At 69.6% G+C, this 22,630-nt stretch carries 30 protein-coding genes; 8 read left to right on the top strand and 22 right to left on the bottom strand.

Translation table 11 applies throughout. From position 1 onward, the window contains the following. The first annotated feature begins 64 nt into the window (after window positions 1-64). A complete protein-coding gene (gene dnaJ / locus ACTWQR_RS29640; protein ID WP_443230263.1) occupies window positions 65-1,255 on the top strand; it encodes a molecular chaperone DnaJ in 1,191 nt (396 codons plus the stop codon). 7 nt (window positions 1,256-1,262) lie between these two features. Continuing rightward, window positions 1,263-1,739, top strand: coding sequence for a heat shock protein transcriptional repressor HspR (locus ACTWQR_RS29635; RefSeq protein ID WP_443230262.1), 477 nt, complete (start codon window positions 1,263-1,265; stop codon window positions 1,737-1,739). 162 nt (window positions 1,740-1,901) lie between these two features. Here ACTWQR_RS29635 and ACTWQR_RS29630 read toward each other — a convergent pair whose 3' ends face one another. From ACTWQR_RS29630 to ACTWQR_RS29585, 10 genes are all read right to left on the bottom strand, one after another. Continuing rightward, window positions 1,902-2,156: a hypothetical protein gene (locus ACTWQR_RS29630; RefSeq protein ID WP_443230261.1), complete on the bottom strand. Its 255-nt coding sequence runs from the start codon at window positions 2,154-2,156 to the stop codon at window positions 1,902-1,904. Continuing rightward, a complete protein-coding gene (locus ACTWQR_RS29625) occupies window positions 2,143-2,295 on the bottom strand; it encodes a hypothetical protein (protein ID WP_443230260.1) in 153 nt (50 codons plus the stop codon). Before ACTWQR_RS29625 ends, ACTWQR_RS29630 begins: the two co-directional genes overlap by 14 nt. An 86-nt stretch (window positions 2,296-2,381) precedes the next feature. Further along, window positions 2,382-3,251 (bottom strand): peptidoglycan-binding protein, encoded by an 870-nt coding sequence (locus tag ACTWQR_RS29620; RefSeq protein ID WP_443230259.1) that lies wholly within the window; start codon window positions 3,249-3,251, stop codon window positions 2,382-2,384. Between the two features lie 7 nt (window positions 3,252-3,258). Beyond that, window positions 3,259-3,900, bottom strand: coding sequence for a hypothetical protein (locus ACTWQR_RS29615; protein WP_443230258.1), 642 nt, complete (start codon window positions 3,898-3,900; stop codon window positions 3,259-3,261). A gap of 55 nt (window positions 3,901-3,955) precedes the next feature. Continuing rightward, window positions 3,956-4,135, bottom strand: coding sequence for a hypothetical protein (locus ACTWQR_RS29610; protein ID WP_443230257.1), 180 nt, complete (start codon window positions 4,133-4,135; stop codon window positions 3,956-3,958). After that, a complete protein-coding gene (locus ACTWQR_RS29605; RefSeq protein ID WP_443230256.1) occupies window positions 4,132-6,513 on the bottom strand; it encodes a hypothetical protein in 2,382 nt (793 codons plus the stop codon). Before ACTWQR_RS29605 ends, ACTWQR_RS29610 begins: the two co-directional genes overlap by 4 nt. 3 nt (window positions 6,514-6,516) lie before the next feature. Continuing rightward, the gene (locus tag ACTWQR_RS29600) at window positions 6,517-7,344 is read right to left on the bottom strand and encodes a hypothetical protein (protein ID WP_443230255.1); all 828 of its coding nucleotides are present in this window, start codon (window positions 7,342-7,344) and stop codon (window positions 6,517-6,519) included. Between the two features lie 9 nt (window positions 7,345-7,353). Then, window positions 7,354-7,728: a hypothetical protein gene (locus ACTWQR_RS29595; protein ID WP_443230254.1), complete on the bottom strand. Its 375-nt coding sequence runs from the start codon at window positions 7,726-7,728 to the stop codon at window positions 7,354-7,356. A 64-nt stretch (window positions 7,729-7,792) separates the two neighbouring features. Next, window positions 7,793-8,434, bottom strand: coding sequence for a hypothetical protein (locus ACTWQR_RS29590; RefSeq protein ID WP_443230253.1), 642 nt, complete (start codon window positions 8,432-8,434; stop codon window positions 7,793-7,795). Window positions 8,435-8,451: 17 nt separating this feature from the next. Then, entirely contained in the window at window positions 8,452-8,961 is a 510-nt protein-coding gene (locus ACTWQR_RS29585) for a hypothetical protein (RefSeq protein WP_443230252.1), read from the bottom strand. Window positions 8,962-9,088: 127 nt separating this feature from the next. Here ACTWQR_RS29585 and ACTWQR_RS29580 point away from each other — a divergent pair, with 127 nt between their 5' ends. Further along, window positions 9,089-9,484 carry a DUF3592 domain-containing protein gene (locus ACTWQR_RS29580; RefSeq protein WP_443230251.1) on the top strand — a complete coding sequence of 132 codons (396 nt, stop codon included), beginning with the start codon at window positions 9,089-9,091 and terminating at the stop codon, window positions 9,482-9,484. A 99-nt stretch (window positions 9,485-9,583) separates the two neighbouring features. Here the strand turns inward: ACTWQR_RS29580 and ACTWQR_RS29575 are convergent, their stop codons facing one another. From ACTWQR_RS29575 to ACTWQR_RS29550, 6 genes are all read right to left on the bottom strand, one after another. After that, complete coding sequence (locus ACTWQR_RS29575) at window positions 9,584-9,874, bottom strand: hypothetical protein (RefSeq protein ID WP_443230250.1); 291 nt, start codon at window positions 9,872-9,874, stop codon at window positions 9,584-9,586. 116 nt (window positions 9,875-9,990) lie between these two features. Then, on the bottom strand, window positions 9,991-10,281 hold the full coding sequence (locus tag ACTWQR_RS29570) for a hypothetical protein (RefSeq protein WP_443230249.1): 291 nt from the start codon (window positions 10,279-10,281) through the stop codon (window positions 9,991-9,993). A gap of 130 nt (window positions 10,282-10,411) precedes the next feature. Next, complete coding sequence (locus ACTWQR_RS29565; RefSeq protein ID WP_443230248.1) at window positions 10,412-11,008, bottom strand: phage tail tube protein; 597 nt, start codon at window positions 11,006-11,008, stop codon at window positions 10,412-10,414. A gap of 46 nt (window positions 11,009-11,054) precedes the next feature. Next, window positions 11,055-11,456 carry a hypothetical protein gene (locus tag ACTWQR_RS29560; RefSeq protein WP_423690671.1) on the bottom strand — a complete coding sequence of 134 codons (402 nt, stop codon included), beginning with the start codon at window positions 11,454-11,456 and terminating at the stop codon, window positions 11,055-11,057. A gap of 461 nt (window positions 11,457-11,917) precedes the next feature. After that, window positions 11,918-12,109, bottom strand: a complete 192-nt coding sequence (locus ACTWQR_RS29555; protein ID WP_443230247.1) for a helix-turn-helix domain-containing protein — start codon at window positions 12,107-12,109, stop codon at window positions 11,918-11,920. Then, window positions 12,106-12,621, bottom strand: a complete 516-nt coding sequence (locus ACTWQR_RS29550) for a hypothetical protein (protein ID WP_443230246.1) — start codon at window positions 12,619-12,621, stop codon at window positions 12,106-12,108. The genes ACTWQR_RS29555 and ACTWQR_RS29550 overlap by 4 nt, the downstream gene beginning before the upstream one ends. A gap of 388 nt (window positions 12,622-13,009) precedes the next feature. On the opposite strand from ACTWQR_RS29550, the gene ACTWQR_RS29545 reads away from it, so the two are divergent. The 3 genes from ACTWQR_RS29545 (at window position 13,010) to ACTWQR_RS29535 (ending at window position 15,290) form a co-directional block, all read left to right on the top strand. Continuing rightward, a complete protein-coding gene (locus ACTWQR_RS29545) occupies window positions 13,010-13,456 on the top strand; it encodes a helix-turn-helix domain-containing protein (RefSeq protein ID WP_443230245.1) in 447 nt (148 codons plus the stop codon). A gap of 34 nt (window positions 13,457-13,490) precedes the next feature. Further along, window positions 13,491-13,808 (top strand): hypothetical protein, encoded by a 318-nt coding sequence (locus tag ACTWQR_RS29540; protein WP_443230244.1) that lies wholly within the window; start codon window positions 13,491-13,493, stop codon window positions 13,806-13,808. A 378-nt stretch (window positions 13,809-14,186) separates the two neighbouring features. Continuing rightward, the gene (locus ACTWQR_RS29535) at window positions 14,187-15,290 is read left to right on the top strand and encodes a sugar ABC transporter substrate-binding protein (RefSeq protein WP_443230328.1); all 1,104 of its coding nucleotides are present in this window, start codon (window positions 14,187-14,189) and stop codon (window positions 15,288-15,290) included. 169 nt (window positions 15,291-15,459) lie between these two features. Here the strand turns inward: ACTWQR_RS29535 and ACTWQR_RS29530 are convergent, their stop codons facing one another. From ACTWQR_RS29530 to ACTWQR_RS29510, 5 genes are all read right to left on the bottom strand, one after another. Beyond that, window positions 15,460-16,302: a transglutaminase family protein gene (locus ACTWQR_RS29530; RefSeq protein WP_443230243.1), complete on the bottom strand. Its 843-nt coding sequence runs from the start codon at window positions 16,300-16,302 to the stop codon at window positions 15,460-15,462. 8 nt (window positions 16,303-16,310) lie between these two features. Continuing rightward, window positions 16,311-17,243, bottom strand: coding sequence for an alpha-E domain-containing protein (locus tag ACTWQR_RS29525; protein ID WP_443230242.1), 933 nt, complete (start codon window positions 17,241-17,243; stop codon window positions 16,311-16,313). A 71-nt stretch (window positions 17,244-17,314) separates the two neighbouring features. Next, entirely contained in the window at window positions 17,315-18,859 is a 1,545-nt protein-coding gene (locus tag ACTWQR_RS29520) for a circularly permuted type 2 ATP-grasp protein (protein ID WP_443230241.1), read from the bottom strand. A gap of 74 nt (window positions 18,860-18,933) precedes the next feature. Continuing rightward, window positions 18,934-19,068: a hypothetical protein gene (locus ACTWQR_RS29515; RefSeq protein WP_443230240.1), complete on the bottom strand. Its 135-nt coding sequence runs from the start codon at window positions 19,066-19,068 to the stop codon at window positions 18,934-18,936. A gap of 12 nt (window positions 19,069-19,080) precedes the next feature. Next, complete coding sequence (locus ACTWQR_RS29510) at window positions 19,081-19,431, bottom strand: Scr1 family TA system antitoxin-like transcriptional regulator (protein ID WP_443230239.1); 351 nt, start codon at window positions 19,429-19,431, stop codon at window positions 19,081-19,083. A gap of 312 nt (window positions 19,432-19,743) precedes the next feature. Between ACTWQR_RS29510 and ACTWQR_RS29505 the strand changes: the two genes are divergently transcribed. Next, window positions 19,744-20,787, top strand: a complete 1,044-nt coding sequence (locus tag ACTWQR_RS29505; RefSeq protein WP_443230238.1) for a LuxR C-terminal-related transcriptional regulator — start codon at window positions 19,744-19,746, stop codon at window positions 20,785-20,787. 134 nt (window positions 20,788-20,921) lie between these two features. Here ACTWQR_RS29505 and ACTWQR_RS29500 read toward each other — a convergent pair whose 3' ends face one another. After that, complete coding sequence (locus ACTWQR_RS29500; RefSeq protein WP_443230237.1) at window positions 20,922-21,905, bottom strand: helix-turn-helix transcriptional regulator; 984 nt, start codon at window positions 21,903-21,905, stop codon at window positions 20,922-20,924. Between the two features lie 322 nt (window positions 21,906-22,227). On the opposite strand from ACTWQR_RS29500, the gene ACTWQR_RS29495 reads away from it, so the two are divergent. After that, window positions 22,228-22,563: a hypothetical protein gene (locus ACTWQR_RS29495; protein ID WP_443230236.1), complete on the top strand. Its 336-nt coding sequence runs from the start codon at window positions 22,228-22,230 to the stop codon at window positions 22,561-22,563. The last annotated feature ends 67 nt before the right edge of the window (window positions 22,564-22,630 follow it).

Raw genomic sequence — 22,630 nt, 5'->3', positions numbered from 1 at the left:
GCGAACCTGTATGCGGGGCTGTACGGCGCGTACGTAGGGACGTACGGAAGGAGGGACGTCGAGGATGAGCACCAAGGACTTCATCGAGAAGGACTACTACAAGGTCCTCGGCGTCCCCAAGGACGCCACCGAGGCCGAGATCAAGAAGGCGTACCGGAAGCTCGCGCGCGAGTTCCACCCGGACGCCAACAAGGGCAACGCCAAGGCCGAGGAGCGCTTCAAGGAGGTCTCCGAGGCGAACGACATCCTCGGCGACCCCAAGAAGCGCAAGGAGTACGACGAGGCACGCGCCCTCTTCGGCAACGGCGGGTTCCGGCCCGGACCCGGCGCCGGCGGCGGCTCCTTCAACTTCGACCTGGGGGACCTCTTCGGAGGCGCCCCCCAGGGCGGAGGACAGGCGGGGGGCGGCTTCGGCGGCGGGATCGGTGACGTCTTCGGGGGCCTGTTCAACCGCGGCGGCGCGGGCCCGGGCACCGGCACGCGTACGCAGCCCAAGCGCGGCCAGGACATCGACACCGAGGTCACGCTGAGCTTCACGGAGGCCGTGGACGGCGCGACGGTTCCGCTCCGCATGACCTCGCAGGCGCCCTGCAAGGCCTGTTCGGGCACCGGCGACAAGAACGGCACACCGCGCGTGTGCCCGACCTGCGTCGGCACCGGTCAGGTGGCGCGCGGCTCGGGTGGCGGGTTCTCGCTGACCGACCCCTGCCCGGACTGCAAGGGCCGCGGCCTGATCGCGGAGCACCCGTGCATGGTCTGCAGCGGCTCGGGGCGCGCCAAGTCGTCCCGGACCATGCAGGTCCGTATCCCCGCGGGGGTCAGTGACAGCCAGCGCATCCGCCTCCGCGGCAAGGGCGCACCCGGCGAACGGGGCGGTCCCGCGGGCGACCTGTACGTCACCGTCCACGTGGACGCGCACCCGGTCTTCGGCCGCAAGGGCGACAACCTGACCGTCACCGTGCCCGTCACCTTCGCGGAGGCGGCACTCGGCGGCGAGGTCCGCGTACCCACGCTCGGGGGACCTCCGGTCACCCTGAAACTGCCGCCGGGCACGCCCAACGGCCGTACCATGCGCGCCCGCGGCAAGGGCGCGGTCCGCAAGGACGGGACGCGCGGAGACCTGCTGGTCACCGTCGAGGTCGTCGTCCCCGCGGATCTGACGGGCAAGGCTCGCGACGCGCTGGAGGCGTATCGCGAGGCGACCGCGGAGGAGGATCCGCGGGCGGAGCTGTTCCAGGCCGCGAAGGGAGCATGAGGACACCATGGACGCAACCGGACGCCGTCGGCAGAACTCATTCACCGGTAGGGCTTATGAGCTGACGGAAGAAACACCGGTGTACGTCATCTCGGTGGCCGCCCAGCTCTCCGGCCTGCATCCGCAGACCCTGCGCCAGTACGACCGCCTCGGCCTGGTCTCCCCCGACCGCACGGCCGGCCGCGGCCGCCGCTACTCGGCCCGTGACATCGAGTTGCTGCGCACCGTCCAGCAGCTGTCGCAGGACGAGGGCATCAACCTCGCCGGCATCAAGCGCATCATCGAGTTGGAGAACCAGGTCGCCGCACTCCAGTCCCGCGTCGCGGAACTGGAGTCGGCCCTGGACGGCGCGGCGCTGGCGATGCAGCAACGCGAGGCGGCGGTCCACGCCTCGTACCGCCGGGACCTGGTGCCGTACCAGGAGGTTCAGCAGACGAGCGCGCTGGTGGTGTGGCGGCCCAAGCGGCAGCAGTCGTCGGACTGACTCGGATTGACACGGACTGACGCGTGCACGTGAGAGGGGCCCGGGATGCTCAGGTTTTGCCACCTGAGCCCCCGTGCCCCTTACGTGGTGGACGGCCCCCCACGGCAGCCACACATCTCCGGCTCGGCTGGCTCGCGGTTGCAGCGCTCCCGCAGGGCTGGGCTACCGGCCCATCGACTGCCAGATCGTCAGGGCCAGTGCCGTGCACGACGTGGCCGCCGCCAGGGAGGGGAGCGGCCAGCGGGTGCGTTCCAGGGCCTCGATTCGGGACTCGTGTTCGTCGAGGGTCTTGTCGGTCTGGTCGGCGCGTTGGAGGAGCAGGGCGAGGTCACCGCGGGTGGTGGCGAAGCCGACGTCGACCGAGCGGCGCAGGCGTTCCAGTTCCAGCGCGACGGCCTCCGCCTCAGTCGCCGTCATCGGGTACCTCCAGGCGATCGTCCGCCACCATCGGCCCCCCGGCGATCAGGGCGAACAGAGAGAACAGGGAGAACAGGGAGAACAGGGAGAACAGGGTCTGGAAGGTCGTACGCAGGGTTCTGCGCGTGGCATCGGTCATCGTCGTGCTCCTTGTGCTCCTCGTGTTTCTCGCGCTCTTCGGGGCTTCCCCTTGCTTCTCGGTGCTCCTCGCTCCTCAGCTGCTCGTCACCCGCGCGGCACGCGCAGCTTGTCCCAGCTGATCCGGCCCGGGATGCCGTCCGCCGCCGCGCCCACATAGCCGAGCTTGCGCTGCCAGGCCGCGTACGAGAGGACGTCGGCGCCCGTCCAGACGGGGCCGGGGCCGGTCGCGTACCGGCCGCAGCCCTCGGCGACCAGGCGCCTGCCGACGGCTGTGATCAGCTCGCTGCGGCGGCCCGGTACGAAGAACGCGGCGCCCGGGAAGGGTTCGTACGCCACAGGGGCCGGGACAGGAGCGGGGGGCGGCGGCTTGGGGCCGCTGTCCAGCCGTGCCGCGATCCGTGCGCGTATCACCAGCATCGGGAACGACGGGTCGATCTTTCGCCGCGTCCACTCCTTGTGGGCGATCACGCTCGCCGCTGACCAGCCGTGGGCGCGGCAGATAGCCGTCGACAACCGTTCCGCTGTGGCGAGTTGGGCTGCGGGGTACGGGTCGCGGCCGTTGCCGAGGTTCTCGATCTCGAAACCGTAGAAGCGGGCGTTGCCGTCGACGGCGTCCGGGCCGGGGGCAGGCAGAGGTCGCTCGGCCCGTACCGCTTCGAGTACCGCCGCCGATCCCGAACCCGCGTGGTTCGTACGGCCGTTGCCGAGCAGGTGGAGCGTGCCGTCCTTCGTGATCAGGCCGGTGCACAGCGGACCCGGCAGCGCCGCGGTGCCGGCGCGGCACAGGCGGAGGCTGTCGGTGCCCGCGGTGTGGTGCAGCATGACGCCGTGGACAGGACCCCAGGGGCCCTTGTGATTGCGGTTGTGGGTACGCCAGTTGGTGTGTTCCGAAAGGGCGACGCCCTCGCCGCGCAGGGCGCGGGCGAGGGCGTCGGCGGTCAGCGGTGTGGCCATGGCGTCCTCAGCTCACGGGGGTGACGGTGATGAACCGGAAGGCGAACGTGGCGGTTCCGGCGGTGCACCTGTAGGCGGCGCTCGCCGTGTACACACTGTTCGGGGTGAGGCCGCTGACCAGGTACTGGGTGCTCGCCGAGATCTGGCCGGTGCCCGTGGAGATCGCCGAGCGGCCGTCCCCGGCGGCCAGCACCACCGTCGAACTCGAACTCAGCCGGACGTACGCCGACATGAAGCACGTACCGGTGGCGCTGTTGCTGATGCGCGAGCCCAGCGAGACGAGTACCGAGCCGGAGGCCGGCGCCGTGAAGGTGGCGACGGTCGGGTCGCCGGTGGAACCGGTGAGCGTCTCCACGAACGTCGTCGAGGCAGTGGTGCCGCCCGTCGAGTTCGCCTTGTGGACCGGGGCGGGCGCCAGCTGGGTCCAGACGCTGCCGGTGTGGTACCAGTACTGCTTCGGTGTGCTGAGCCAGCAGAGCATGCCCGCCACCGGGGCCGTCACCTTGGCGTCACGCGCGACGCTGTCGGCGAACCGCAGCACGGTGCGGCCGTCGACCGCCTCGGCGAGCGACTGGATGTGCACGGGGATGTTCGCGGCGTCGGCCGGCTGTGGGTAGGGGAGACTGCCGAGCGGAGTGAGCAGGGCCATGACGGCTTCCTCCTGGAGCTCGTGGGAGATGCGAGACGGGAGACGAGGTGCGCGGTCAGCCGCCGAGGACGGGCGGAAGCGAGTCGGCCGGTGTGCCGCCGTCGCCGTCCCGTGTGGTGGGGCTGTCGATCGGGACGGGATGGGCCACGTTCCCGTCGTACTCGGTGGGGTCCGACTCGGTGGGGTCCGACTCGGCGGGATCCAACGGCGCGCCCTCCGGAGGCAGTTCGCTCATGCCGCACCTCCCGGTGCCTTGAGCAGCTCGCGATAGGTGATCGCGCTGGTGGTCAGGGCGTCGAGCGTCGCGTTCTGCGCGTCGATCAGGGAGTACGTGCGCTGGGTGCCGTACTCCGGATCGACCGGTGGGTCCGGGCTGAGCCCGGAGTCGGCCGGGACGCCGTTGTAGGAGGTGCCGCGCAGGGTCAGGGTCTGCTGCGGGGCGGCGCCGGACGCGCAGGTGGTGCGGATTCCGACGACCCAGGCGAGCGTGTCGAGCGCGGCACCGCTGGTGTCCACCACCCGTACGACATCGCCGAGTTGGATGCGCGGGTCGTGCAGCACCTCCACGTCGCCGAGGACCGGCACCGGATAGCGGCCGGCGTTGAGCATGGCGTACGACAGGTCCGAGGCGACCTGCCGCTGCTGCACCCACTCGGACGCGGCCGCCTGGTAGACCTGCTTGCCGTAGTGGAACTGGCTGGTGGTGTTGTACCAGGCGTACGAGCGCTGTCTGGGGTCGCCCGTCCGCTTCTGCGGCACGAGCTGCACGGACGGCTTGCCGTCCTTGGTGACCGTCCAGGCGCTCGCCGTACCGTGGTTGGTGAAGCGGACGATGTAGTTCGGGCCGTCGCGCCGCGCGCCGACCGTCACCCTGCCCTTGACCGAGGTGCCGCCGGTCGCCGCGCTGCCGAAGCGGACCCGGTGGCCGCCGGTGGGCGCCACGTCGTCCTCGATCTGGAGCGGCCCGATGTCGAGCTCGTCCTCCGCGATGGCGTAGGCGACCTCCACCGAGGTGCCCGGCTTGATCTCCCGTACGGCGGTGTCGGTGACCGTGTCGGAGAAGGTGTGGCTGATGCCCGTCCAGTCCTGGTAGGGCTGTTCGCAGTAGTTGCGGCAGGCGTCGATCTCCTCGGAGACGGTGAGTGCGGCGATGTCGCGCCGGGTGGTCACAGTGAGGTCGGGCCGGGCCGGCACCGACTGGAACCGGCCGGGCCCGCGCCAGTGGAAGACGCCCCGCTCGTCGAACTCGGCGGTGGAGAGGGTGGCGCGGGCGATCTCGGTGATGGCGTCCCACTGGGAGCCGGAGACCTTCGGCACGTCGTACAGCGGCACCGTCGAGTCGTCGAGCACCGCGCCCTTGGCCCAACGGCCCTTCTGCTCCCACTCGTCGGCGGTGTACGAGTCGAGGTCGGGCCAGGAGCGGTCGGTGACCTGGAGGCACTCGACGGCCACGTCCGTCTTCAGATTGACCTGGAACAGCTCGGAAGGGGGCTGGAGAGCCGACGCCTCGGTGAAGGTGTAGGGCGCGGTCGGCGGGATGACGTACTCCCCGTCGGGTGCGGTGAGCCGCGGATACACGGTCGCCGGGGTGTTCCCGCCGGTGGTTCCCGCCCGGGTGTCCACGGTGAACCCGAGATGCCACACCCCTTTGAGGGAGGCGAGCTTGGGAATCGTCCAGCTGGCGACGGTGCCACCGCCGTCGACCGTGCCCGAGGTGATCTTCACGACGCCGGTCGCGAAGTACACGTTCAGCGCGTAGTTCCCGAACGCGCCCGCGCTGCGGTCGAAGACCAGCTTGAGCTCCAGTTCGCTGCCCACCGAGAGGGCGGTGTTCACATGCAGCTCGGCCTGGAACACCTTCCCGGCGACGACGAAGCGGGACCGCGGCATCCAGGACACCGCGAGCCCGGCCGCCTTCGGCATCAGCGCCGTCTCGAACGGCGCTCCGTCCCGGATCCAGGAGTGCGACGCCGGGGCCGGCAGCGTCTCGGGCTGCCCGTACGAGGCGTTGAAGCCGCCGTGCAGCGAGGCGTAGAGCACGGTGAACGGCTTGGCGGGGTCTTCGGCCACGGCCGGTGCCCGGGGCGGTGGACAGCTGTGGATGCCGCCCCGGCGCAGGAGTTCGTCCACGCACCAGGTCGCGGTCGCCACGGGCTGGCCGTGGCGCAGCCCGTGGTAGGGGCGTGGCAGCTCCGCCGGTCCACGCAGCCGTTCCGCGCCGTCCAGCGCCTGGACGGTGACGGTGTCACTGCCGGACGCGGCCGTACGGGACCGGACGGTGCCGCGGAAGGCGGGGACCGTACGGCCGTTCGCCCCCGCCTCGTGGACGACGGACTGGCCGGGGCGTACGACGTCGCCGGTGCCGCGGCCCGCCCAGGGCGAGTACAGCCGGGGCGCGGGGACGTCGGTGCCGCCGAGCGACAGTTCCAGCTGGGCCGACGCGCTTCCGGAGAAGGCACGCATGGCCTCGGGCAGATCGGTGCTGTAGGCCCGCTCCACCTTCCAGGACTGCACCTGCCCGCCCAGCTCACGGCCGCCGAGCCGGGTGGCGTGGGCCGGGATCCGGTCGGGGGCGGTGAGGGCGGCGCCGAGCACTTCGTCGGAATCCTGCACGTTCTACACCTCCACCAGGTCGATGCTGATGTTCCGGTACGGCAGCCGGGCCGCCGGGGCGTCGCTGTACGCGGTCACGGTCATGGCCGGGCAGCCGTCGCCGAGCGCGTGGGCGACGGGGGCCGCGTCGATCGTCAGGCAGGCACCGGCCAGCCCGGCGATCACGGTCTCGCCCGGCCCGCCGACCGGAGTGACGAAGGCGGCCTCGGCGGGAGCAGTGCCGGTGACGCTCGGCCCGGTCGCGGCCGTGGTGCTCAGATACGTTCCGTCGGCGCGCTTCCAGTCCAGCTGGGCGATGGCGAGTGCCGGGTCCCAGTCGGGCGGCACCAGCCAGGACACCCGCATACCGGGCGCCACGGGCCAGCCGGTCCACATGCCGTGCTTCCAGCCGATCCGAGTGGTCTCCTCGAAGCCGCCGACGACGGTGTCACCGGTGTGGGGGAGGACGCCCAGGGTGCCGGTCACGGTGAACCAGTTGTCGCCGCCGCCGGGTTCGGCGCTCTGGGCGGCGGCCTGGTACGGGCCCAGCAGGTTGACGGAGGCCGGGTCGAGCACCGCGAGCGGCCCGTACGACGGCTGCGAACTGCCCTGCAGACCAGGGCCGTTGACGCGACGGGCGAGCCGGGACAGATGCTGGGCGTCGCCGGGCTCGAGCCAGTCCCAGGAGAGCTTGAGCCGACGGACCGTACGAGGTGGCGCGATGGTGGTGATCCGCCCTTCGAGGGACTTGAACTCGGTGACGTTCAACTCGGCCGTGCGGTCCCAGCTCTTGGCGGCCTGGTCGATTTCACGCAGCAGTCCGGGCTTGCCGATCCAGAGATTCCTGGCCATGTCCCTGCCTCACCTCCGGGCGAGCTTGCGCTGTCCGAGGAGGACGGCGCGCGCGATGGTCTGGGAGTCCACGTCGATCTGGACGGGCCGCTCGGCAAGCGCCTCCACGGCCGCGGCGAGCCGGCGCATGCCGCCGCCGGAGCCGAGCATCCGCTCCAGCTTGGAGAGCGGGATGACGGCCTCGGGCTCGCCGCCCTCACCGACGAGGGCGAGCGTGCCGCCGGTGCGGGCCCGCACGATGCCGCCCTTCGCGAGCTGCGGCACGGGGAGGGTGGGCAGGTTGAAGGCGAACCCCCTGCCACCGATGACCGGCACCCAGTCCGGGACTTTGAACTTGACGCGGTTGAGCCCGCCGATGAGCACGTTGAGCCCGCGGATGAGCATGCGGCTGGGCGTCAGAAACCCGTTGACGACGCCCTTGAAGAGTGGACGACGGACTGGCCGAGGATTACGACGTCGCCGGTGCCGCGGACTGCGAGGAGCTCTTGATGTGACTCCAGGCGGCGCTGAGGCCCTTGCGGACCGCGGCGGCGACCTTGTCCATGTTGACGAACTGGGTGATGAGCGGGGCGAGCAGCGTCATGATCAACCCGAACGGGTTGGCGCGCATGGCGAGATTGAGCCCCTTCTGCGCGGTGGACGCCCCCTTGAGCCCCTTCCCGAGGCTGCCCATGGACTTCCCGCCCCTGTCGGCGTTCTTGCCGGCCTGGCCGACGGACTTCTCCACGGCGTCGGCCTGCCGCTTGACGTCCCGCAGGGCGTTCTTCGTCTTGTCGGCGGAGGATTTCAGGCGGTCGAGGGAGGTCCTGAACTTGTCGGTGGCGGACCTGGACTTGTTGAGGGAGCCGTCGGCGCCCCGGGCCGCGGAACCGATCTTCGTGAGGCCGCTGCCGCTCTGCGAGGCAGCCGTCCTCAGCCGGCCCAGCGAGGTGTTGAGCTTGTCGGAGCCACCGCGGATCTTGTCCAGTGCGGGATTGGCACCGCCGGCCGCGGTGCGCAACTGCCGTACGGAGGACGATGCCTGGGAGACCGCGCCGCGCAGCCGCGAGAGCGCTGCGGCGGCGGTGGCCGAACTACGCGCGAGTGACATGGGAACTCCCTGTTGGGTCAGGCGATCTGCCGTGCGGCATTGCCCGCTTCTTTGGTGAGATCGCTCAGCGAGCGGGACAGCGCGATGGAGGCGCTGCGCATGCCCTTGAGGCGGTCGACGTCGATGCTGGTGACCGGAACCTGAGGGGTGGGCTGGGCGCGTGGGATCCGGCCGATTCCGCCGAATTTTTCGGGCTTCAGCTCCAGCCGAATACCCCTGAGCAGATTCTTTCCGAGTACATCCCAGTTGAGGAATTTGATCCCCAGAACGCCGATCGCCGCGATCCCGAGCGGAATCCATTCCTTCTTCATGAAGTTGGTGATGATTTCAGGGGCTCCGGTCAGCGGGGCGAGTTGCTCGGCGACCCCGGGGCTGCTCGACGCGGGGGCCGCCGGCGTCGGCTTCGAGAGCTTGTCGATGGCTGCGTCGAAGTGCGCCTTCGTCAGGCAAGCGCTCTGTTTGTCTGCCAGTAGCGTCTTTACTTCGGATACTTTTTGGTAGATTTCGTCGGTTGTTCTCGGGCTCACCGTTTCTCCCCGGGTTGTGTCGAAGATGGAGGGCCGCCGTGCCGATGGCTGCTCCCTAGGCAGTCCGACGGTGGGCCGCTAGGGTTCGAAGAGCCTGTGTGTTGCTTGAGGGATGGGAGTGGGGGGCGTGTTTGAGGCGCTGCGTGACTATTCGCTGGGCGTGCTGATTCTGGGAATTCCCTTACTGCTCGGATCCCTGCTCTTCATCTGGCGTGACGGAAATCTCAGGCGCCGGGGCGTGGTCGTCCAGGCTGAGTGCGTCAATCACGGACGCAACGCGGAAGGCCATGTTCGTCTTCAGCTCCGTTTCGTCGCGGAGGGGGCTGTGTACACCTGCGAGACCCAGGGCTACAAATTCCCGCCCGCCGCCGTGGGCGAAAAGGTCGACGTGATATACGACCCGAAGGACCCGCGGGGAGCCGTGATGGCGAAGGAACTCGGCCGCGGTGTGGTGCCCTTGGTGATCGGCGCGACTTCCGGAATCCTCCTGCTGCTTACCGCCGCTGCTCAGATCTCTATCTGACGGATTTCGTGTCCACGCGTCCGGAGAATCTCAGGTCCGGAGAATCTCAGGTCCGGAGAATCTCAGGTCCGGAGAATCTCAGCTCCGGAGAATCCCAGGTCAGGAGAAGAAGTCCACCAGTTCCGACAGACTGGGCCGCCCGGCCTCGGTCGTGTCCCCGCTCGGTTCCTGAGCCGGCGGGAGGGGGGAGCCTCCGGGCCGGGGGACCTGCTGCGGGTAGTCCAGCGGTTCGCTGTCCTCGTCGCGGTTGACCGTCGCGAACATCCAGTTGGCCTCGGCGAGTTGGTCGACGACGGTGGCGAGGAGGTAGTCCGTCGCCGTCCACTCGGCGGCCTCGCCGTGGAGTTCCCTCAGCAGGGCGCTGTCGCGGGGCAGATGCCGGACGAGCACCGCGAGCCGCCGCGAGGACAGCCGCCCCCGGTGCCAGTCCAGCAGGTCGGCCCCGTAGTGGCGGAGCAGGTCCGCCTCCAGGGCCTCGGCGTGCTCTTCGACGAGCTCACCGAGGCTCAGTCTTCCCCCAGGCCCAGCCCCGTCTCCTTGCCGTAGGCCTCCAGGATGGCGGCGATGTCCTGCATGGTGACGTTGTGCTCCTCGAACCGGGCGAACTGCCCCTCTCCGAGGAGGAGTCGGAGCAGCCCGTCGACGTCGTTGTCGTCGAGGTCGCGCAGCTTGCGCGCGGTCGTACGGGTGAGCTCGGTCGGCAGCTCGAAGCTGTCGTCGTCGAGTTCGAAGGTCCAGTTCCGGCCGAGCGCCTCCAGGCGCTGGGCGCGGGCCGCGTTGACGTTGAATCCGGCCATGGGTGAACTCCCTTGCGGCTGTACGGGTGTGGCTGTACGGGATTGAGGGCCGGGGCGGCGGGTGGGGGAGCCCGCCGCCCCGGGTGACGAGCCCGACCGGGCTGTCACGGAAGGTGGATCAGAAGGTCCGTCACAGGGCGGCGTACGCCTTGTCCTTCATGATCCACTTGGCCAGTTCGCGGTTGGCGGACTCCGCCTCCAGCGCGGTGAAGGTGACGCCCAGCTTCACGGACCCGGTCCGCGTGAAGCCCAGCTCCTCGGTCTCGGTGACCTGTCCGCGCGGCAGGATGAAGCGGTACACGGCGTCCGTACCGTCGGTGAACTCGATGCCGAGCGCCCGCTCGTCCTTCAGCGGAGTGCTCGGGATCAGGAACTCGTACGTGTCCGCCACGGCCGTGCCGCCCACGGAGGTCTGGGTGATGCTCGTGGCCGGGATGCCCATGAAGAAGGACATCGTGCTCTTGTTCATCTGGAGCAGCTGGAACTTCACGGTCAGGTCGCGGTCGGAGTAGATGAAGCGGCCCGGGCTCGCCGACTGCCAGGTGTCGACCGGGTCGATCTTGTCCTTCTTGTTGAGCTTGATGCCGTCGACGGAGGTGTACCCCAGCTCCACCCAGCCGGCCGGCCAGGCGTCGTCGGACTTGGCCGGCGCGGTGGTCCCGGCGGGGGACACCAGGACGCGGCCGGTGCCGGCGACGCGGATTTCCTTGCCGTTGTTCGTTGCCATGCGAACTCCTTGAGTACGTAAGGAACTTGACGCCCTTCCGGGCGGCTCAGCCGAGCCGCAGCAGCAGGCGGATAGTGGAGCGGTAGCGGTTCGCCGCCGAGCGCGTGTAGTCGGGCAGCCAGCGCGGCCCGTCGGCCTCGGAGACATCGACGACGGCCGCGGAGCCGTACACGGTGTCGGCCAGCTCCAGGACGCAGGCACGGGCGGACAGCGCCACGGTGTGGGCCGTGGGCTTGTCCGGGCCGTACGCCTCCAGGTCGAGCAGCGGCTGGTCGAGATGCTGGTCGTCGACCCAGGCGCCGCCCATGTGGGAGACGAGGACGACCTTCTGGGTGCCGTCGAACCCGGCCGGCGGGCGGCTGTCGACGGTGACACCGGTCAGCTCGGCCCGGTTCTTGAGAAAGTCGACGACCAGCTGCTCGGCGTCGGGGAAGGTCAGGATGGCCACATGGACGCTCCCTTCGGGAGACGGGGTTTTGGGCCGGGCCCGGAGATTCCGGGCAACACAAAGCGGCAGGTCCGCCGCCCGTCCTGCGGGCGCAGCTCTGCCGCTGCATCCAATGTGACACGGCTTCCGGGAACATGCAACAGGCTTATGCCAGGCGGCTATTCGAGCGGACAGACACATAGAAGGGGTCCCGCCGCTGTGTGCGGCGGGACCCTTGAGGGGCGCGGGGTTGTGTGCGGCGGGACCTTTTGAGGCGCGGCCGCGCCCCGTCAGGGGCGCGGGGAACTGCGCGCCCAGCCACTGACGGCCCGCATCGTACGAACCGGCGTGAGGCACCGTTTTCAAGGGGCGCGGGGAACTGCGCGCCCAGCCACTGACGGCCCGCACTTTCGCCACCGCATGGCCCGCGGAGTGCTCGACGCTCAGGCCCGGCGCTCAGCCTGAGCGCCCAGGCTCAGCGCTCAGTGGCCGTCGCGCCGGGCGCGGTGGGTCGTGCGCTCGGCCGCGAAGACGTCCTCCAGGCGGAAGAGGCGGCGCCGGCCCCGGGTGTCGGCGGGCCGCAGATGGCCGCGCTGCACCCACTTGCGGATGGTCGCGGGCGTGACGCCCGCCTCGTCGGCGGCCAACTCGGCAGTGATCAAAGGGGTGTTCATGAGTCCTCGGTCTCCAGTACCTGTACCTGACGGCATACGGGATTGACGCACCGCACCTCGGCCCGCTCCGGGAACGCCCGCAGTGAGACGCAGTCGCAGGCGGGGCAGCGGCCGGGCAGCCGTACGAACTGCTCGGGGTCGCCGAGCGCGCGGGCGCAGCGCGCGGCCATCCGCCGGGTCTCGTCCTCGACGTGCCCGGCAAGCAGCGGATCGGCGGCGATCCGCTCCAGCAGGCCCGCGATCCGGCGCAGGCGCACCGGTACCGGGGCGGGGGGCACCGGCTGCAGCCCGAGCCGTTCCCGTACGGCCTCCTCCAGTTCGACGACCCCGTCGGTGATGTCGCGCACGGCATCGGAGACGTAGAGGCGGACCGGGGCGGTCGTACCTCCCGTGGGCCCGCCGCCACGGCGCTCCCGCGCCCCTCCGCGGACCGCGGGCACCAGTTCGTCGACGAGATCGGGGAACCGGCGGACGAGCGAGGCGATCCAGACGGCGCGGCGGTCGTCACTCATCAGGTGACCTCCCCGCCGTGGTTGCAGGCGCGCAATACCGTGCGGGCGGCAGTCCCGGGGTGGTCGAGCTCCTCGCACATCCTTGGAAATCCCCAGCTCATGACGTGGATGGATGCGATCGGCCTGCTGGACACGTGCAACGCCTCCCCAGCTATGGGAACATGTGTTCGATGGTCGCGAACGAGCGAGTAGAGTTGCATGATGCGAGCGCGTGCGCAAGTGGTTACGCTCCGTGAAGGGTGATGTGATGACGGCACTGCGGACGGTGTGCGAACTGCCTCTGACAAGGCCTGCGTTGCCGAATCTCCACAGTTACGCGCGAGCGCGCACACATGTTGGTGCGTGCGCGATCGGTACGCTGTCCCGGCGACGAGGGGAGAGCCGACACATGGGTGCCAGCTCACGGGCCGGGGCCCGTATCGACCAGAGTTACCGGGCGGCGGGGCTCGAGGAGTTCGCCGGCTGGATCGAGGAACTCCTGCGCGGCCGCGGCTACGACATCGACAGCCCGCGCGGCGGCGGCCGTTCGAAGCTCGCCGACGACGCCGGGGTGCACCGCGCCGCCGTGAGCCGGCTGCTGCAGCGGCAGTCCATGCCCGACCTGGAGACGATGCGGCGCATCGCGACCGTGCTCGGGGTCCCGTTGCGGGAGATGCTCATCCGCTCGGGCCGGCTCACCGAGGACGACCTGCCGCTGTCCGGCGTTGAGCACGCCACGGCCGGCGAGGATCCTCGGCTGAGCCCCGAGGAGGCGGCTCGCCGCATGGGCGTACCGCCCGAACTGCGGGACCTGTTCGCCAAGGTGGCCCGGCAGTTCCTGCCGGAGGGCGGCTGACGGCGAAGGGGCCGGGGCCTCGAAGGAGCGCGGCATGGGGAATCCGGAAGGCCGGGGCGACGAGGCGGAACGTGTCTCCAGGCTGGTGGGCGAACTGCTCATCGGGCTCGGCGAGAAGGTCCGGGCGGCCGGCCCGGAGGGCGTCCGCATCCTCACCGAGGAGGAGCTGCAACGGCATCAGCTGAGCTGGTTCCGTGCGGGCTGGGACGAACACGCCCGCGCGACCGACCCGGGCCGACCCGACGACCCGTCCGCCCGCCCCGGCCAGCATCCCGACAGCGAGGACTTCCCGGTTCCCCCGGCCCGCCTCCTCCACTTCCCCGACCGCTTCCCGAACGACCCCGAGGACTGACCCGAGGACTGACCCGAGGACTGATCCGAGGACTGATCCGAGGGCTGATCCGAGGACTGAGCAGGGTGGGACTGAGAAGGGCGGGACTGAGAAGGGCGGGCGCCGAGGAGCGAGTGGGCTCAGGCGGCCTCGGCCCGTTTGTGGCGCAGGAGTGGTGTTCTGCCCCCTTCCGCCCCACCTCCATGCCCGCCGTACGACGAGGCTGTGGACCCCCGTGCGACAGATCCCCCCTACTTCACCCCGGTCTCTCCACACAATTCTGTTGCGATCTCGTTAGCAGTTACTCCTTGACGCCTCGGGAACCCCCGCGTTGGCTTTTGGACACTGGGCCCGATCTCTTGCGCCCTCGTTCGGAAGGCACCTGAAGTGAACAGCCGTATGCGTCGTACCGCCCTGACCATCGCCGCTTCCAGCATGGCCCTCACGCTCGCCGCGTGCGGAGTCCTCGACGGGAGCGGCGACGCAGGCGGGGAGGAGACCCCGGCCAGGGGCGACGACATCACGGTGGGCCTGCTGCTGCCGGAGAAGACGAACTCCCGCTACGAGAAGTTCGACTACCCCATCATCAAGAAAAGGGTCGACGACCTGACCAACGGCAAGGGCAAGGTCGTCTACGCGAACGCCGAGCAGGACGCCGACGTGCAGAACACACAGTTCGCGCAGATGGTGAACGACAAGGTCGATGTGATCCTCGTGGACGCGGTGGACTCGAAGACCATCGCCGCCGGTGTGAAGAAGGCCAAGGACGCGGGGATTCCCGTCGTCGCGTACGACCGGCTGGCCGAGGGGCCGATCGACGCGTACGTCTCGTTCGACAACGAGCTGGTCGGCCAGGTGCAGGGCCGTGCCCTCAGCGACGCGCTGGACGGCGACAAGTCCCAGAAGATCGTCATGATGAACGGCGCGCTGACCGACCCGAACGCCGCCCAGTTCAAGGCGGGCGCCCTCGGCGAGCTCACCGGCAAGGTGACCATCGCCAAGCGGTACGACACCAAGGACTGGAAGCCGTCGAACGCCCGGGCCAACATGATGGCGGCCATCTCCTCCATCGGCGCGGAGAACATCGCCGGGGTGTACTCGGCCAACGACGGCATGGCGGGCGGCGTCATCGCCGCGCTGAAGGCCGCGGGCATCACCGACCTGCCGCCGGTCACGGGCCAGGACGCGGAGCTGGAGGCGGTGCAGCGCATCCTCGACGGCGACCAGTTCATGAGCGTCTACAAGCCGTACCCCAAGGAAGCCGAGACCGCCGCCGAGATCGCCGTGGCCCGGGTCCGCGGCTACGGCATCGAGTTCGACTCCCTCACCCCTGACAAGATCACCAGCCCGACCAACGAGAACATTCCGGCCAACCTCCTCCAGGTCTCCGCCCTGACCAAGGAAAGCATCAAGGAGACGGTCATCCGGGACGGCACCTACACGGTCGACGAGATCTGCACGGCCGAGTACGAGGCGGAGTGCGAGGAGCTCCGCATCAAGTAGGCGGGGGTGCCTCCGGCGGTTGGGCGGTTGTTTGGTGCGGGTGGGTGGGGGGCTGGGTGCGCAGTTCCCCGCGCCCCTAAAAGCGCCCCTCAGGTCGGTTCGTACAGTGCGGGCCGTCAGTGGCTGGTCGCGCAGACAATCAACCGCCCAACCGCCGGAGGCAACCCGTTCACGCCACCCGCGTGAACTCCACCGTCACTTCAGGCGGCCCCCCGGCCACCCCCCGATAGACCCCCTTGTGCGGCGTCACGTCGTCGTAGTCGCGGCCGCGCCCGACCACGACGTGGGACTCGTTCGCGCGGGTGCGGTTGGTGGGGTCGTAGCCGGTCCAGTCGCCGGCCCAGTACTCGACCCAGGCGTGACTCTGGCCCTCGACGGGGCGATGGAGTTCGGCGTCGCGTTCGGGGTGGAGGTAGCCGGAGACGTAACGGGTCGGGAGCCCGAGGCCGCGCAGGAGCCCCGCCGTGAGGTGGGCGATGTCCTGGCAGACGCCCGCGCCCTGCTCCCAGGCCTCCGCCGCGCTGGTGTTCACGCCGGTGGAGCCGGGGATGTACGAGACGTGGTCGGCGACGAAGTCCGACACCGCCGCCGCCGTCTCGTGCGGGTCCAGGCCCGCCGCCACCGCGCGGGCCCGCTCGATCAGCTTCTCCGGGACGGCCGTACGGGACGTCTGGACCGCGTGTTCCAGCAGGCGGGAGCCGACGGCCCGGTCAGCCACCTCCGCCCAGCTCGGCGCGGGCCGCAGGGCGCCGGGCGGAGCCGTCTCCACCAGGCTCACCGCGGTGATCGTCAGGTCGGCGTGGGGTTCCATCAGGTCGAAGCCGGTGACCTGGGTGCCCCAGTAGTCCCAGTACGACCAGGTCGCCGTGGACGGGTTCACCAGCACCCGGGCGTCCAGAGTCGTCTGGCCGGGCAGCGTCAGCGGGGTCATGCGCACCTCGTTGTGGGAGGAGACCGCGGCCTGCGCGTACGACACCTTGGTGATGTGACGGATGCGGAGTCGGTGTGTCATCGGCGTACTCACGCTCCTTCCTGGGCCCATTCGACGGGCCCCTGGTACGGGAAGAACCTCTCGGCGACCGCCTCCGCGGAGGCCATGCAGGACGACTGCAGCTCCCGGAGGAGGGACGGGAGTACGTCCTCCAGAGCCGTCGAGTCCAGGTACTCCAGGCGCGTACGCATCCGGCCTATCGGACGCCGCGCCGGGTCCTGGCGCGGACGGCCGAGCGCGGCCAGGCACTCCTCCGCCGTGGTCAGCGCGTGCAGCACCGAGCGCGGGAACTCCCGGTCCATGATCAGGAACTCGGCCACCCGGGCGGTGTCCCCGAAGCCGCCGTACACCCGCGCGTACGCCTCGTCCGCCCCGCTCGCGCTGAGCAGCGTCGGCCAGTCGGGGGCGTGCGGCGCGTCCAGGACGCGTACGGACAGGAGCCGTACGGTCATGTCCACCCGCTCCAGGCTCCGGCCCAGGACGACGAAGCGCCAGCTGTCGTCCCGGCTCATCGTCGAGTCGGCGAGGCCGAAGAAGAGGGCGGCCCGGCGGCGGACCAGTTCCAGATAGGCGTACGGGCCGGTGCGGCGGGCGGCGAGGCGCTGGTCGGCGAGGGCGTGCCAGGTGGAGTTGAGGCACTCCCACATCTCGGACGACACGGCCTCGCGGGCACTGCGGGCGTTCAGCCGAGCGGCGCCAAGGGCCCCCTCGATGGCGCAGGTCGAACGGGCGTCGAAGGCCAGATGGTCGAGGACCTGCTGCATGTCGACGGGGTCCGTGCCCGCGTCGACGCCGAGGATCGCGTACAGGGACCGGCAGGCCACGTCCTCGTCCCGCCAGGGGTCTTCGAGGAGCCGGTGCAGATACGCGTCGAGGATGCGGCCGGTGGCGTCGGCCCGCTCGACATAGCGGCCCGTCCAGGTCAGTGCTTCGGCTATGCGGGAGAGGATCACGTCGTTCACGGCCGTACCTCCTCCAGAAACTCCAGGAACTCCGGGGCTTGCGGGGACTGCGGGGATTCCTTGGGTGGGCGTCACTGCTGCTGCGCCTCTTCCTGCGCGAGGGCGCGCTCGCCGTCGGGGCCGAGCTGGCGCGGGGCGACCTCCGGGACGACCGTGGACTCCTCCGGGAGCGGCCCGTCCTTCGGTCCCTCGGCGAGGACCCAGGTGTCCTTGGAGCCGCCGCCCTGGCTGGAGTTGACGATGAGGTTGCCCTCCTGGAGCGCGACCCGGGTGAGCCCGCCCGGCAGCACCCACACGTCGCTGCCGTCGTTCACGGCGAACGGCCGCAGGTCGATGTGGCGCGGAGCCATCCGGTCGCCCGCGAGGGTCGGGGAGGTGGAGAGGGCGACGGGACGCTGCGCGATCCAGCCGCGCGGATCGGCGATGACCTCTTTGCGTACGCGATCAAGGGTGTCCTTGTCCGCGTGCGGGCCGATGACGATGCCCTGTCCGCCGGCCCCGTCGACGGGCTTCACGACCAGCTGGTGGAGCTGGTCGAGCACCGCTTCCAGTTGCCCCGGTTCATCGGGGCGGAACGATTCGACGTTGGGGAGAATCGGTTCTTCGGAGAGGTAGTACCGGATGAGGTCGGGGACGTACGTGTAGAGCAGCTTGTCGTCCGCGATGCCGTTCCCGACGGCGTTCGCGAGTGTGACGTTCCCTGCCTGGGCGGCGTTCATGATGCCGGGGCAGCCGATCACCGAGTCGGGCCGGAAGTGCAGCGGGTCGAGGAAGTCGTCGTCGAGCCGCCGGTATACGACATGGACGGGCATCTCACCGCGCGTGGTCCGCATCCACACGCGGTTGCCGCGGCAGACCAGATCGTGCCCTTCCACCAACTGCACGCCCATCAGCCGGGCGAGCAGAGCGTGTTCGAAGTAGGCGGCGTTGTTCGGGCCGGGGGTGAGGACGACGACGCGCGGATCGCCGACCCCGTCCGGCGCGGCCGCGCGCAGCGCCGCGAGCAGGCGCTGCCCGTAGCCGTCGACCGGCAGGACGTGCTGCTCGGCGAAGAGGGAGGGGAAGATGCGGGTCATCGCACGCCGGTTCTCGATGACGTACGAGACCCCGGATGGGACCCGTACGTTGTCCTCGAGCACCCGGAAGTCACCCGCCTCGTCCCGCACGAGATCGATGCCGGCGACGTGGATGCGTACGCCGCCCGGGGGTTCCACGCCGTGCGCGGCTCTGTGGAAGTGGGACGAGTTGAGGAGGAGTCTCCAGGGGACGACTCCGTCCTCGAAGGCCCGGCAGGGTCCGTACGCGTCCGCCAGATACGCCTCCAGTGCCCTGACCCGCTGGGACACCCCGCGTTGGATCAGATCCCATTCCAGCGCGTCCAGGACCCGGGGCACGAGGTCCAGCGGCCAGGGCCGCTCCTCGCCCGCGAAGGCGTACGTGACGCCCCGGTCCGTGAACGCCCGTGCCATCTGGTCGGCCCTGAACCGAAGTTCGGCCGGTTCCATCGGTTGAAGTGCTGCCAGCACCGGCTCATAGGCGGTCCTGACCTCACCCGGCCGCTCAAACATCTCGTCCCACGCGTCGGCCAACGCGTATGCGTCAAATATGTCCGCCATGGCCTGACGTTAAGTGCGGTACGTAACGTGCCGATCACTCGACGATTTCCGGCAGCTCACGTGGTGTTTCACGGTCATGCCGGGGTGGGCGGTTCGGCCTTGAGACGGTGGAGGAGCGCGGCGAGTCCCTCCGGGATGGTGGCGATGTTGAGGCACTCGCCCTGCGGGCCGCCGCTGAACGTCGACTTCTGCCAGTCGAGGTCGGACATGTTGGCTTCCCTCTAAAGCGTGTAGAGAAGGTGCTGGATGAGGGTCAGCGAGTCCTTCACTGAGTGTGCTTCCGGGGCCAACGATACGTCGATGGGGGCGAGGGCGTTCTCTGCGAGCCGGTCGAACATCTCGCTGTACTGCTGAAGTTGGTTCATCTCGCACAAGTACCTGGCGCCTGTGGGCTGTTCCAGCACCACTGTGCTGAGCTGCGAGGTGCTCGGGATGATGTGGACGAAGTTCCCGCTCGGGGCGGCGTGCGCCTGGGCGCTGAACGGATAGATCTGGATGGTCACGTGCGGCACGGCGATCACCGGCCCCAGGCGGGGATGAACGTTGGGGCCGTCGATGGAGGCGTACCGCATGATCCACCCACGGCCGAGATCGTGTTGACGTCAGAGGGAAAGCGTCGTTTGAAGCGCTTGCGAGCGTGCGGTGCGTTCGGAGCCCAGGTTGCTCAGGCGCCTTGGTGGCCGGGGGAACCGGTTCCATCATCATGCGCTGGGAGTGCGTGCCGTTCCCACCACCAGCTTGTTGCAATGAGCCAAGCTGAGGTGGGGGCAAAAGCGCATCGACCTTGCCAATGCCGGACATAAATGCGGCGGACCAGTGTTGCGGAGGCTTGAGCGGCCGCGCATAGTGGCGCTCCGAAGAGGCTGGAACCGGGGGTTGGGGAGATGGCCGGGCACAGGACGGAAGCGCATCCGCACGGTGCTGACCGCCTGTGCGAGGCGGGGGACCGGGTGTACTCCCGGGCGGTACGACGCGGCCGGGTGGCCCGCGAGGACGCCGAACCCGTGCCCTGTCTCGTCGAGCTCGCGCTGCTCCATCCCGACCCCGACGACATGCGGTGGCTGGTGCCCACCTCGCCGCAGGAGGTCATGACGCGGCTGCTGCGGGAGATGCACGGGCACGTCGCCGCGACGCAGTCGCGGATGGGCGCGGCGGTGGCCGCCTTCGAGTGGTACGCCACCCTCGGTGGCGACGAGCGGGCGCCCGCCGAGGGCGCGGCGATCCGGGTGCTCGACGGACTGCCCCGGATCCGTGCCGCGATAGACGAGGCGACCGAGGCGTGCAGGTCCGAGGTGCTGGCCGTCCAGCCGGGCGGCATCCGCCGGGAGGACGAACTCGCCGAGGGCCTGCACCGGGCGATGGAGCTCCGCCGGCGTGGCGTACGGATGCGCGACCTGTACACGCACGTGGCCCGGCACGGACAGGGTCTGCTCAACTACATGGAGCTGATGGGCGACGCGGCCGAGGCCCGTACCCTCGACGAGGTCACCGAGCGGCTCATCGTCTTCGACCGCACGGTCGCCTTCATCCCCGCCAGCCCCGACCGCACGATCGCCCTGGAACTGCGCCACCCGGCGCTGGTGGACTACCTGGTCACGGTCTTCGAACGGCTCTGGCGGCTGGCCATCCCCCTCACCGCGCCCATCCCGGACAGCGGCATCGAGGGCATCACCCACCGCGAACGCTCCATCGCCGCGCTCCTCGCCGAGGGCCATCAGGACGCGGTGGTCGCGGAGCGGCTGGGCATCAGCGTCCGCACCTGCCGGGCGCACATCGCCCGGCTCTCGGAGACGCTGGGCGCGGCGAGCCGTACGCAGTTGGGGGTGCGGATCGCGCAGGCGGGCCTCGACGGCCCGCCCCGCTTGCCCGAACCGCTGCCGCTCACCGCTCCTGGCCCGGCTGCTCCAGAATCCCCGACCGGCCGATGAGATAGCCGAGCTGGGCGCGGCTCTCGCTGCCGAGGGTCTCGGCGAGTTCGGCGATGTGGACGCGGGCGGTGCGGAGTTCGTCGGCCCTTGCCCGTGCGGCCCGTTGATCACCTGTGACTCTCTTCTCTCGGCATTCAATGATCCTGGTTCAGGATCCCCGACTGTGCGATGAGAAAGCCGAGTTGCGCCCGGCTGCCGCTGCCGAGAGCGGAGGCCAGCTTGGCTATGTGGGCGCGGCAGGTGCGGACGTTCATACCCAGGCGGCGGGCTATGGCCTCGTCGACGTAGCCCTCTATGAGGAGTTTGGCTATGGAGCGCTGGACGACGGTGATGCCGTTGGGATCGACGTCGTTCGGGACATCCTCCGTCAGCGGCACCGCGCGCTGCCAGAGCTGCTCGAAGACCTTGCTGAGGTACTGGACGAGTCCGGGGTGACGGAGCTCGAGAGCCACCCGCCGGTCGTCGCTGGCCGGAATGAAGGCGACGGTACGGTCGAAGATGATCAGGCGCTCGATGAGTTCTTCCAGTGTGCGGACCTGGATCTTGCCGTCGGATATGCGCTCTATATAGGCGAGTGTGCTCTGGCTGTGCCGGGCGGTGTGCTGATACAGCGTGCGCATCCGGACCCCGCGATCGGTGAGGGGCCTGTCGCGCTCCAGGGCCTGCATCAGAGTGTCGGCATTCCGGCCGCCGCCGGGCTGGATGGTCAACATCTCGGTATGGCACTCGGCGGTGGCATAGTTGAGCGCCGTATTGATCCGGTCGAACCCCTCCAGCACGGTGATGGCGTGGATGCTCGTCTGGGTCTGGGTGCTGATCGCGATGAACGCATCGAAGGTTTCGGTCAGTTCGATCGTGTGGCGTCTGCGCTCCTGGATCTCGCGCTCCAGCGGCTGAAGCCGCCGTGCGAGCGCGACGGTCGGAGGCACTGGGCGCAGCCAGTTCGCGTCATCCGGATCGGGATGGAGCAGTGCGAACTCAAGCAGGCACGGAGCGGGTTCCACCTCCCCGCGGGTGATTTTTCCGGAGCGCAGAGCGCTGGCGTAAAGCCGCTCTCCCTCGTCACACAACTCAGTGACGGCATGGGGATGTGTCTGGTTTGAGTTGTTTGTTGTCATTTCTCCACCCCCCAGGGTCCTGAACGTGCAGGAACATGATGCATCGCTCCTGTGGCATTGACGTGCCTGAATGAGCCATCGTCTTGTCACGACGGGGGAGAAGATTCCATCAAGTGAGGACGAAGCCGACTATGCGCGCGAGATTGCTTGGTTCAGTACTTGCCGCCGTCTTCTCCGTTGCAGTGGCCGTTGGTGCTCTTGGCGGTACGGGCCTGTCCGCGGGAGACCCGCCCGACAGTGGATGGGACGTCGTCCAGGCGGCGGGTCCGGCGGCTCCGAAGGACAGTGGCTGGGACGCTCCTCGCCCTACGGACGCGGAAGCATGACCACGCCCCCTGACGACCGCTCCTTCCGTCGCGAAATGGCCACCGCCTACCGCTCCGGCTGGCACTTCATCGACCTGGCCACCGCTATCCCCCACAGCGGTGACTCGTTGATGGTGACCGTCTTCGGAGAGCCGGTCGTGGTGACCCGGGACGACGACGAGGATGTCCGGGCGTACCGGTGTCTGCGGCGGCCCCGGGGGGCGCCACAGCCGGTCCGGTGCGCCATTCGGTACGGCATGATCTTTGTGAACCTCGATCAGCGAGACCACCTGCTGGACGAGCCGGAAGCCCCGGACGTACGAACCATCTCAGCCACCCCCCGCAGTGCCTGACGCGATTCCCCCGTCGTTTTAAATCGCTCAGGCGCTTCCCCCCCGCAGCGGGGGGGGGGGGGGGGGG

The sequence above is a fragment of the Streptomyces sp. 2A115 genome, assembly GCF_052245575.1.
Classification (GTDB): Bacteria; Actinomycetota; Actinomycetes; order Streptomycetales; family Streptomycetaceae; genus Streptomyces.
The sequence above is the reverse complement of the archived record's forward strand: the minus strand, read 5'-3'. Positions and strand labels throughout refer to the sequence as shown.